At 40.3% G+C, this 12,028-nt stretch carries 9 protein-coding genes; 1 reads left to right on the plus strand and 8 read right to left on the minus strand.

The genetic code is table 11. The features are described from left to right. Nucleotides 1-272: 272 nt before the first annotated feature. Nucleotides 273-929 carry a ribose-5-phosphate isomerase RpiA gene (gene rpiA, locus DK865_RS10645; RefSeq protein ID WP_023581523.1) on the minus strand — a complete coding sequence of 219 codons (657 nt, stop codon included), beginning with the start codon at nucleotides 927-929 and terminating at the stop codon, nucleotides 273-275. Nucleotides 930-1,090: 161 nt separating this feature from the next. Between rpiA and DK865_RS10650 the strand changes: the two genes are divergently transcribed. Continuing rightward, nucleotides 1,091-1,990, plus strand: coding sequence for a LysR family transcriptional regulator ArgP (locus tag DK865_RS10650; protein ID WP_023581522.1), 900 nt, complete (start codon nucleotides 1,091-1,093; stop codon nucleotides 1,988-1,990). A gap of 73 nt (nucleotides 1,991-2,063) precedes the next feature. Here DK865_RS10650 and DK865_RS10655 read toward each other — a convergent pair whose 3' ends face one another. The 7 genes from DK865_RS10655 to aceF all read right to left on the minus strand — a co-directional run bounded on the left by DK865_RS10655 (nucleotide 2,064) and on the right by aceF (nucleotide 12,024). After that, nucleotides 2,064-2,798, minus strand: a complete 735-nt coding sequence (locus DK865_RS10655; protein WP_036912454.1) for an oxidative stress defense protein — start codon at nucleotides 2,796-2,798, stop codon at nucleotides 2,064-2,066. 86 nt (nucleotides 2,799-2,884) lie between these two features. Continuing rightward, nucleotides 2,885-3,508 (minus strand): arginine exporter ArgO, encoded by a 624-nt coding sequence (argO, locus tag DK865_RS10660; RefSeq protein WP_023581521.1) that lies wholly within the window; start codon nucleotides 3,506-3,508, stop codon nucleotides 2,885-2,887. A 474-nt stretch (nucleotides 3,509-3,982) separates the two neighbouring features. After that, a complete protein-coding gene (gene mscS, locus DK865_RS10670; protein WP_109391900.1) occupies nucleotides 3,983-4,843 on the minus strand; it encodes a small-conductance mechanosensitive channel MscS in 861 nt (286 codons plus the stop codon). Nucleotides 4,844-4,935: 92 nt separating this feature from the next. Next, nucleotides 4,936-5,307, minus strand: a complete 372-nt coding sequence (locus tag DK865_RS10675) for a YacL family protein (protein ID WP_023581519.1) — start codon at nucleotides 5,305-5,307, stop codon at nucleotides 4,936-4,938. Between the two features lie 137 nt (nucleotides 5,308-5,444). Further along, a complete protein-coding gene (gene acnB / locus DK865_RS10680; RefSeq protein WP_036912447.1) occupies nucleotides 5,445-8,042 on the minus strand; it encodes a bifunctional aconitate hydratase 2/2-methylisocitrate dehydratase in 2,598 nt (865 codons plus the stop codon). A gap of 488 nt (nucleotides 8,043-8,530) precedes the next feature. Further along, nucleotides 8,531-9,958 carry a dihydrolipoyl dehydrogenase gene (gene lpdA, locus DK865_RS10685; RefSeq protein ID WP_109391901.1) on the minus strand — a complete coding sequence of 476 codons (1,428 nt, stop codon included), beginning with the start codon at nucleotides 9,956-9,958 and terminating at the stop codon, nucleotides 8,531-8,533. A gap of 200 nt (nucleotides 9,959-10,158) precedes the next feature. Continuing rightward, nucleotides 10,159-12,024 carry a pyruvate dehydrogenase complex dihydrolipoyllysine-residue acetyltransferase gene (gene aceF, locus DK865_RS10690; protein WP_109391902.1) on the minus strand — a complete coding sequence of 622 codons (1,866 nt, stop codon included), beginning with the start codon at nucleotides 12,022-12,024 and terminating at the stop codon, nucleotides 10,159-10,161. Nucleotides 12,025-12,028: the final 4 nt, after the last annotated feature.

The following is a 12,028-nucleotide window of genomic DNA, read 5'->3' on the forward strand; positions in this document are numbered from 1 at the left end:
TTACCCTGCCCTATCGTTATTACATTTAATGAAAAACAAAATCCTGTCTCATCAACATAACAAAAATAGATTTTGTGGCAATACAACCGATTGCTGTGATGACAGAATAAGCGATAAATAAAGTGATTTTCTACCGAGTAAAATGATTTTGACTTTGAAAATGGCAGGATTTTAAAGAGAGATATAACTATCGTGTGATATATATCACTGAATTTGCAGTTTCTAAAATAATTTAAAAAATAGGTAGCCCTTGCTACCTATCTTAAAAAGAATTACTTAATGGTTTTCACGCCTTCAGCGGTGCCCATTAAAACAACATTTGCGCCACGGTTAGCGAATAATCCTACGGTTACAACACCCGGAATACTATTAATTTTGTTTTCCAGTTCAATAGGGTTAAGAATAGTTAAGTTATGAACGTCTAAAATCACGTTACCGTTATCTGTTACCACGTTTTCACGATATTCAGGTAAACCACCTAGCTTCACGAGTTCACGAGCAACATAAGAGCGCGCCATGGGGATCACTTCTACTGGTAGTGGAAATTTACCTAACACATCGACTTGTTTAGATTCATCAACGATACAGATAAATGTTTTCGCTACGCCGGCAATGATCTTTTCACGCGTCAATGCAGCACCACCGCCTTTGATCATCTGCATTTGATGGTTAATTTCATCAGCACCATCAACATAGATATCTAAAGAATCGACTTCGTTACAATCGAAAACAGGAATACCGTAACTTTTTAATTTTGCAGTTGATGCTTCAGAACTTGAAACTGTACCTTCAATTTGACCTTTCATTGTTGCTAGTGCATCAATAAAGTGAGAAGCCGTAGAGCCAGTACCAACACCCACAATCGTGCCTGGTTTTACATATTCAAGCGCTGCCCAACCTACTGCTTTTTTCAATTCATCCTGAGTCATTTAAAAAAACCTTATTTATCACGTTAATGGATTAAGAATAGCATATTGCATTCAAAACTAGCACGAGACACATCAAAAACTGAGAAGCAACATTTTAACTCATTGCAACGAAAAATATGGCATAGTAAGCAATAGAATATAAAATCGAAGAGAGTCTGTTAATGAAACGCCCTGATTATCGAGCATTACAAGCCCTTGATGCCGTCATTCGAGAACGTGGTTTTGAAAGAGCCGCGCAAAAGTTATGTATTACACAATCTGCCGTTTCTCAGCGTATCAAACAGTTAGAAAATTTATTTGGACAACCGCTATTAGTCAGAACGGTTCCACCTCAACCCACTGAGCAAGGACAAAAATTGTTAGCGCTATTGCATCAAGTAGAATTACTTGAAGAGCAATGGTTAGGTGATGAAAACAGCGGTTCTACACCTCTTTTACTCTCTTTGGCGGTGAATGCTGACAGTTTAGCGACATGGTTATTGCCTGCATTACACCCAGTCTTAACGCAACTGCCTATTCGTCTCAATATTCAAGTAGAGGATGAAACTCGCACTCAAGAACGATTAAGACGAGGCGAAGTGGTTGGTGCAATCAGTATTCAGCCACAAGCACTACCAAGTTGTCTTGTCGATCAATTAGGCGCTCTCGATTACCTATTCGTTGCTTCTCCTGACTTTGCTCAACGCTACTTTACTAACGGTGTAACAAAATCGTCGTTATTAAAAGCACCAGCAGTCGCATTTGACCATCTTGATGATATGCATCAGGCATTTTTACAACAAAATTTTGGTTTATCTCCTGGTAGTGTGCCATGTCATATCGTGAACTCCTCTGAAGCCTTTGTGCAATTAGCTAAACAAGGTTCAACCTGCTGTATGATCCCACATCTACAAATTGCCAATGAACTAAAAAGTGGAGAGCTGGTTGATTTAACACCGGGGCTTTGCCAACGACGTATGCTCTATTGGCACCGATTTGCGCCAGAAAGTAGAACCATGAGAAAAGTGACCGATGCACTCATTGATTTTGGTCGTAAAGTTTTAAAACAGGATGAAGAGTAATTCACTATTTTATCTTGGTACCACAAAAAATAGGCTTCATATTGAAGCCTATTTTGTTTTTATCACAGCATGATTATTGAGTGCGTTTTAATTCAAAAACCACATCCACATAATCTTTAAACTCGATGCTTTGCTGTTGATAAGTTTCTTGCACAGCAGCCGGTGCTTCGGCTTTTAATGCCATTGCATCCATACGCACTTGTGCGATTGGATAAGGCGTTGCTTCTGGTGCTCGATAACTTACACTATAAACCGCACCTAAATCAGCGCCGAATCCTTTTGCAACTGAACTTGCTTGATCAATCGCGTTTTTAATCGCTACTTCGCGTGCTTTCGCTTTATATTGCTCTGGATTATTGACACCAAATTCAACGTTATTGATCTCATTTAAACCCGCCGCTAATGCACCATCAAGTAACGTATTAAGCTGTTCTAATTTCTTAATTTTAACATTAACAGTACGGGTTGCGGTATAGCCATTAATGACTGAACGTTCTGCTTTTTTATCATACTCATAGTTCGGTTGAGTGCGGATATTAGCAGCATCAATATCTTCCTTTACAACACCATTTTCTTTTAAGAAGGCAAAATATTTTGCAACACGCTCATCAACTTGTTTCTTAGCTTGAGCGGCATCTTTTGCTCTTTCATTAACCTGAATATTTAATGTTGCCATATCAGGAGCGGCTTTAATTGTCGCATTGCCCGATGTTGTAATATGTGGTCCTTCTGGCTCCGATGCAGCGAGTGCAATGGAAGGTAATCCCAGCGTAAACATGGATGCTAATACAATCGCTTTTAATTTCACAAAAACCCCCTGACAAAATAAATTTTAATGTCCTGTTTTTAGGACTAAGAAGAACATTAGCATATATGATGTAAAGTTCTTTAAGATTAAAAGAGAGTTTTCCATCCTTGTGCTGCTAATTGAACAGCAATAAACCACATTACACAGCCTACAAACAGATTAATAATACGTTGAGAACGTGCTTTACTTAATATTGGAGAAAACCAAGCTGCTAGTAGTGATAACGCAAAAAACCAGCTTATAGAGGCAAATACCGCACCACATGTAAACCAAGGACGCAGTTCTGAGGTCAATTGCCCACCAATACTACCTATCACAACAAAAGTATCTAAATAAACATGAGGGTTAAGCCATGTAACGGCAACTAATGTCACAATCACACGCCAACGACTTTTTACCTGATTTTCACTCTGTGATAATTCAATATCTTTTGAAAAAGCCGTTTTAAATGCATTCCAGCCATACCATAATAAGAATGCTACGCCTCCCCAAGTGATCAATAACAAAAGTATTTCTGATTGACTAAGCAATGCGCTTCCACCAAAGACACCTGCCGTGATCAAAATAACGTCACTTAAAGCGCATAATAATGCACTCATTAAATGAAACTGCTTTTTACTTCCTTGTTGTAAAACAAAGGCATTCTGAGCACCTATAGGCAAAATCATTGCAGCACTTAATAAGAACCCCTGAAAAAAAGTTGAGAACATGCAAAATACCCTAATAATTATTCGTTTAATGTTGAATGAATAATAGAGAGATTTTGGTATTAGAGGAAATGAATCATTCTTATTGATAATAAGAAAAATTAATGACGATAAAATAGGAAAAATGAATTCTTAATAGGATTAGTAATATGAAATAACCATATTCATTAATAACATAAAAATAAAATTAGACCAGATTATGACATGAGGTGTAACAACAATTAATGCGGTAATAAATAAAATAATACGTGTTCGTTTTTTCTCTGCTTTATGGGAATACCACAATAATAAGAGTGCTAAAATCAACACAATATAACCATCAAGATAATGAAAAACAAAAAAGAAACTCCTTACGATTATCTCCATCTTTAGTCTCTAATCCCTTTCGTTATCAGTGTTATTTTATTATTTCTATTTTCTCATCATACAAAAAAGCCACGTGATTAACGTGGCTCTATGTCATTTATTCTTGTGAGACTATTCTGCTTTCGCTACTGTATTTTGTGTTTGATGCATATAAACATCCATTTGTGGGAATGGAATACCAATATTATTGGCATCTAATGCGCGTTTAAAATCTTCCATTAGATCCCAATAAACCGGCCATGCATCACCATTGGTTGTCCAAACTCGTACCACAAAGTTTAATGAGGACGGTGCCATTTCATGTAAACGGATAGTGACACCTTTATCATGTTGAATACGTTTATCTTTCGCAACAACATCACCAAGCACTTGTTTCACTTTATCAATATCAGCATCGTAAGCCACACCAACAATAATTTGTGTACGGCGATTAGGCTCGCGACTTAAGTTGATTACATCACTACTGATAATTTTACTATTAGGGATAACGATTATTCTGTCATCTGCTGAACGTAATGTTGTAGAAAAAATCTGCACATCTTTCACGGTCCCTTCAACAGCACCAATCATCACATATTCATCTGTACGGATTGGACGGAAAATAACAATCAATACACCAGCAGCAAAGTTAGACAGTGAACCTTGTAATGCTAAACCGACGGCTAAACCGGCAGCACCGAGCACAGCGATAACAGACGCTGTTTGAACCCCTAATCGTCCTAATACTGCAATTAAGGTAAAAGCAACAACGGTATAACGAACTAGGACAGACAGAAATGTCACAACAGTAGCATCAATATGGCGCAACGTTAAAACTCTTGCGACACCTTTACCAATCATTTTTGCCACAAAAAGACCAATAAATAGTATCAAAAATGCAGCAATAATATTTACCGCATACTGAATAAAGAGATCCTGATTTGCGACAAACCAACCTGTTGCTTCATCTAAACTAGCGGGTAATTCATTCATTAGACCACCTTTTAAACTTAAAAACGTAATGAAAAGAATAGTAATTCAATAGTATATTGTGGCAGATTTATTCAAAAAATATATAGGAATTGTTAATTTCTTCTATTTTCCAGAATAAATAACCGATATTTTTGTAACATGGTAGCAAAATCATCTAAACCACAAAAAGAGATGCTTTCATTATCGTAATAGCTCATGCCTTCTTCCATTTCATCGGTTTCAAAATGCAAGGTATTAGCTCTTACCATCACTTCTTCGTCATCAATAGAAAGACTGTATTCTTTACCGATAAGTTCCCACTGTCTTTCACTGCCTTTAATACCTTCCATTTCTTCAAGAATTTGATCTATCAGACTGATATCGCCCTGAATTTCATCATTCAACCAATAACCTATTGCTTCATGATCCATCGAAAAACGGGCTAATATACCGCCAGTGAGATCTCGCTGAAATTCATAATCCATGGTGTACGCCCCTTATAAAACTGTCTGCTTTTTTAATAAAAAATATCTTATTCTTATTATGACAAAAATAACAAAAAACGGGAGGCATTTGCCTCCCGTTTGTTCATATAAAATACTTTAAAGCGATATATTAAACATTATACCGTTGTTTGGAAAATAACTTGGTCCGCTTTATCTGTATATTGCGCTAGTTGGTCAAAGTTGAGATAACGATACGTATCTTCTGCTGTTTCATCCACTTTATTCATGAAATCCAGATACTCTTGTGGCTCTGGTAAACGACCGAGTAATGAAGCCACTGCTGCCAGCTCCGCAGACGCAAGATACACATTTGCACCTGTACCTAAGCGGTTAGGGAAATTACGTGTCGAAGTTGAAACAACCGTTGCACCATCAGCAACACGCGCTTGGTTACCCATACATAGTGAACAACCCGGTACTTCGATACGCGCTCCACTCTTACCAAAAACGCTATAATACCCTTCTTCCGTTAATTGTGCCGCATCCATTTTTGTTGGAGGAGCAACCCATAAACGTGTAGGTAATTGACCTTTATGTTGATCAAGCAGTTTACCTGCAGCACGGAAGTGTCCAATGTTGGTCATACAAGAACCAATAAATACTTCATCAATTTTGCTGTTTGCCACTTCAGATAACAGGCGAGCATCATCTGGATCGTTAGGCGCACATAAAATGGGCTCTTTGATCTCATTTAAATCAATTTCGATCACTGCTGCATATTCTGCATCGGCATCGGCTTCAAGTAATTGTGGATCTTTCAACCAGTTTTCCATTGAAGTGATACGACGTTCAATCGTACGACGGTCGCCATAACCTTCAGCAATCATCCATTTCAGTAAGATGATGTTAGATTGCAGATACTCAATAATAGGCGCTTTATCCAGTTTAATGGTACAACCCGCAGCTGAACGTTCTGCTGATGCATCAGCAAGTTCAAATGCTTGTTCTACTTTCAGTTCTGGTAAACCTTCAATCTCAAGGATACGACCAGAGAAAATGTTCTTCTTACCTTTTTTCTCAACGGTCAGTAAACCGTCTTGGATCGCGTAATAAGGAATAGCATGAACTAAGTCACGCAGTGTCACACCGGGTTGCATTTCGCCTTTAAAACGTACTAAAACAGATTCAGGCATGTCTAATGGCATAACCCCTGTAGCAGCAGCAAACGCCACTAGACCTGAACCTGCAGGGAATGAGATACCAATAGGGAAACGAGTATGCGAGTCACCACCTGTACCAACAGTATCAGGCAATAACATACGGTTTAACCATGAGTGGATAATACCATCACCTGGACGTAGTGAAACACCACCACGGTTCATAATGAAATCAGGTAATGTGTGATGTGTTGTAACATCTACCGGTTTTGGATATGCCGCAGTATGACAGAATGATTGCATCACTAAATCAGCAGAGAAACCAAGGCATGCCAAGTCTTTTAACTCATCACGAGTCATTGGTCCTGTGGTATCTTGTGAACCGACTGAGGTCATTTTTGGCTCACAATATTCGCCAGGGCGAATGCCTGTACGACCGCAAGCACGACCTACCATTTTCTGAGCTAGTGAGAAACCACGGTTACTTTCTTCAACAGGTTTAGCATGACGGAACAATGTGCTAACCGGTAAACCTAATGATTCACGCGCTTTTGACGTTAATCCACGACCAATAATCAATGGAATACGACCACCAGCACGAACTTCATCAATTAATACTTCTGTTTTCAGCTCAAAGGTTTCCAGTAACTCATTCGTTTCATGGTTACGAATTTCACCTTTGTATGGGTAGATATCAATAACATCACCCATATTTAATTTAGAAACATCAACTTCGATAGGGAGTGCACCTGCATCTTCCATGGTATTAAAGAAGATAGGCGCAATTTTGCCACCAAGAACAACACCACCACCACGTTTATTAGGGACGAATGGAATGTCGTCTCCCATAAACCAAAGCACGGAGTTAGTTGCTGATTTACGTGATGAGCCAGTCCCAACAACATCGCCAACATAAGCCAGTGGGAAACCTTTCTTATTTAATGCTTCGATTTGTTTAATTGGACCTACGCTACCCGGCTGATCAGGTTCAATGCCTTCGCGCGCATTTTTCAGCATTGCTAAAGCATGTAATGGAATATCAGGGCGAGACCAAGCATCAGGTGCTGGTGATAAGTCATCGGTATTCGTTTCACCAGTGACTTTAAATACAGTAACAGTAATTTTTTCTGCTAATTCAGGGCGCTCAGTAAACCACTGTGCATCAGCCCAAGATTGCATAATTTGCTTAGCATATACATTGCCTGCTTTCGCTTTTTCCTCAACATCATAGAAGTTATCAAACATCAGTAAAGTGTGAGAAAGCGCTTTAGCTGCAATTGGGGCTAACTTATCATTTTCTAGAGATTCAATTAAAGCATGGATATTATAGCCACCTTGCATGGTGCCTAATAGTTCAACCGCTTTTTCAGGTGTGATAAGAGGTGATGTGGTTTCGCCTTTCGCGAGGGCAGTTAAAAAACCCGCCTTAACATAGGCAGCTTCATCAACTCCGGGTGGAACGCGGTTAACAATTAAATCAAGAAGAAATTCTTCTTCACCTGTAGGGGGATTTTTTAATAGCTCAACAAGTGCGGCTGTTTGTGTGGCATCGAGAGGTTTTGGAACGACACCTTCAGCTGCACGCTCTGCTACGTGCTTACGGTATTCTTCTAGCACGACTGTCTCCTCGCTTCTTTGTCATTTTGTATAACCCGGCTGTCTGCACCCTGTCTGTTGAAGGATGCCAGGTCAGAGGATCTTTTGCTCGCATAAAACATAAGAGGTTGTAAAATTATGCCCAGCTAAGGGCTATCAGCATAGCAAATCTTCAACACGATGTTAATTCGTTCACATAAAAGTAACATTAATCAGATTCAAATATCCACTTATTCAGATTAAAACACTTAAACAAAATATATAACAGGGACTTTTAACCAAGATTTGGGTTAATAACCACACTTTTTATAGTTTTTTTCCTCCCAAAATTAGCACTAAAGCGAAATTCGCGGTTAAATAAACAACAAAAAAACCTGTTCGCTAATATTACCCGTCACTACGTAACACTCGTCTCAACAAAATGCATAAAAAAAGAGCCAAGTTCTATAAAGAACTTAGCCCTTATCATTTAAACTACTTTATTAAACTGTTTTCAGTCAACAAGTCGCTTATTTTTTCTTTTTCGCTTTTGGATTTGGCAGGTCAGTGATACTACCTTCAAATACTTCCGCAGCCATACCGATTGATTCGTATAACGTTGGGTGAGCGTGGATAGTTAATGCGATATCTTCAGCATCACAACCCATTTCAATTGCCAGACCGATTTCACCTAACAGTTCACCACCGTTAGAACCAACAATTGCACCACCGATAACACGGTTAGTTTCTTTGTCGAAAATCAGTTTAGTCATACCATCAGCACAATCTGATGCGATTGCACGACCTGATGCCGCCCAAGGGAAAGAAGCGACTTCATAGCTAACCCCTTTCTCTTTCGCTTCTTTTTCAGTCATACCAACCCATGCAACTTCTGGCTCAGTATAAGCGATTGATGGGATAACTTTAGGATCAAAGTAATGTTTTTTACCAGAGATAACTTCTGCTGCAACGTGACCTTCATGGACACCTTTGTGAGCCAGCATTGGTTGACCAACGATGTCGCCGATAGCAAAGATGTGAGGTACGTTAGTACGCATTTGTTTATCAACATGGATAAAGCCACGATCATCAACTTCGATACCTGCTTTACCCGCGTCTAACAGTTTACCGTTAGGTACACGACCGATAGCCACTAATACTGCATCGTAACGTTGTGGTTCTGCTGGGGCTTTTTTGCCTTCCATTGTTACGTAGATGCCATCTTCTTTAGCTTCAACTGCCGTCACTTTAGTTTCTAGCATCAGGTTAAATTTCTTACTGATACGTTTGGTAAATACTTTAACCACGTCTTTATCAGCAGCAGGAATAACCTGATCAAACATTTCAACTACGTCAATCTGAGAACCCAGAGCGTGATAAACCGTTCCCATTTCCAGACCGATGATACCGCCACCCATAACCAGTAAACGTTCTGGTACCGTTTTCAGTTGCAGTGCATCTGTTGAGTCCCATACGCGTGGGTCTTCATGTGGAATGAATGGTAATTCGATTGGACGTGAGCCAGCAGCAACGATTGCATTGTCAAAAGTGATGGTAGTTGTACCTTCAGTACCTTCAACAGACAATGTGTGAGAACCAGTGAATCGTGCTTCGCCATTAACGACAGTCACTTTACGGCCTTTAGCCATGCCCGCTAAGCCACCCGTCAACTGAGAGATAACTTTATCTTTCCAGATGCGAATTTTGTCGATATCTGTTTTTGGCGCGTCAAATACAACACCGTGTTCAGATAATGCTTTCGCTTCTTCGATAACTTTAGCAACGTGGAGTAACGCTTTAGAAGGGATACAACCCACGTTCAGACAAACACCACCTAAAGTAGAGTGACGTTCAACTAAAACTGTTTCTAAACCTAAGTCAGCGCAACGGAACGCCGCGGAATAACCCGCAGGGCCTGCACCGAGAACCACTACCTGTGCTTTAATTTCAGTACTCATCGTGACCTCATTATTTATTTGTCCGGCGAGTCAGACGATAATCCATATTTAACACCGAGACTTACATACCGCATGCAGTTTACAGAAATGTTAATAAACTGAAAAGCGCTCTAACATGACGGATCTCACAACCTAAGATGTATGACTGTAAAATCCATCACTGTAATCAGAGAAACCGGCGCTAAGCACCGGTTTTAAAATTACATTACCAAACGACGTAAATCACTCATGTACTGATTAATCAGAGTGATGAATCGAGCACCATCAGCACCATCAATCACACGGTGATCGAAAGAGAGTGACATTGGTAAAATCAAGCGTGGTACGAATTCTTTACCATTCCATACTGGTTTCATAGAAGAACGGGAAAGTCCCATAATCGCAACTTCTGGTGCGTTAACGATTGGTGCAAAACCGGTAGTACCGATACCACCAAGGCTAGAAATAGTGAAACATCCGCCTTGCATATCTGCTGCGGTCAGTTTACCTGCACGCGCTTTCTTAGAAACTTCGGCTAACTCATAAGACAGTTCGATAATGCCTTTTTTGTTAACATCTTTGAAAACAGGAACAACAAGACCGTTAGGTGTATCGACTGCAATACCGATATTGATGTATTTTTTCAGGATCAGTTTCTGTCCATCTTCAGAGATAGAGCTGTTAAAGCGTGGCATATCTGCCAGTGCTTTCGCAGCAGCTTTCATTACGAAGACTAACGGCGTGATCTTAACATCCAGTTTTTTCTTCTCTGCTTCTTTATTTTGCTGCTTACGGAATTCTTCAACCTCAGTGATATCTGCTTCATCAAACAGATTTACGTGAGGTATCATCACCCAGTTACGGCTTAAGTTAGCACCAGAGATTTTCTGGATACGGCTTAATTCAACTTCTTCAATTTCACCAAATTTACTGAAGTCAACTTTCGGCCAAGGTAACATGCCTGGTAATCCGCCGCCTGCATTCGCTGGAGCAGATTCAGCACGTTTAATTAACTCTTTCACGTAAGACTGAACGTCTTCACGTAAGATACGACCTTTACGACCAGTCCCTTTTACTTTCGCTAAATTCACACCGAATTCGCGTGCTAAACGACGAATAACTGGCGTTGCATGAACGTAAGCATCATTCTCAACAAATTCTTCTTTTGCTGCTGGCGCGGTTGCTTGTGCTTTAGCGGGTGCTGCTGGCGCAGAACTTGCTGGTGCAGGAGTAGCTGCCGCTGGTGCTTGAGCAACAGGTGCTGCACCGGCAACTTCAAAAGTCATGATCAGTGAGCCCGTTTTCACTTTGTCGCCCACTGCAATTTTGATCTCTTTCACTACACCTGCAAATGGTGCTGGAACTTCCATTGAAGCTTTGTCACCTTCAACGGTGATCAAAGATTGTTCTTCAGAGATGGAATCACCTACTTTCACCATCACTTCAGTGACTTCAACTTCATCACCACCGATATCTGGAACATTCACTTCTTTCACAGCAGATGCTGCTGGTGCAGATGCCGCTGGAGCTGGTGCAGCTTGAGCAACAGGTGCACTACCTGCTACTTCAAATACCATGATAAGAGAGCCTGTGCTCACTTTATCACCGGTTGCAATTTTAATTTCTTTCACTACGCCAGCAAACGGTGCTGGAACTTCCATTGAAGCTTTATCACCTTCAACAGTAATCAGTGATTGCTCTTCAGCAACGCTATCGCCCACTTTTACCATGACTTCAGTGACTTCAACTTCGTCACCGCCGATATCTGGAACGTGAACTTCTTTCAGTGCAGCGGTTACAGGCGCAGCTGCTGGTGCAGGTGCCGCAGCTTGAGCTGGTGCTGCTTGTGCAGCACCCTCTGCTTCAAAAATCATGATAAGAGAACCTGTTTGGACTTTATCGCCCACGGCAATTTTAATCTCTTTAACCACACCCGCTTGTGGTGATGGAACTTCCATAGACGCTTTGTCGCCTTCTACGGTAATTAAGGATTGTTCTTCCTCAATGCGGTCGCCCACTTTCACCATCACTTCGGTGACTTCAACTTCATCAGCACCGATATCTGGGACTTTAATTTCAATAGACATTCAC

The organism is Proteus cibi, assembly GCF_003144405.1.
In the GTDB taxonomy this organism is placed as follows: domain Bacteria; phylum Pseudomonadota; class Gammaproteobacteria; order Enterobacterales; family Enterobacteriaceae; genus Proteus; species Proteus cibi.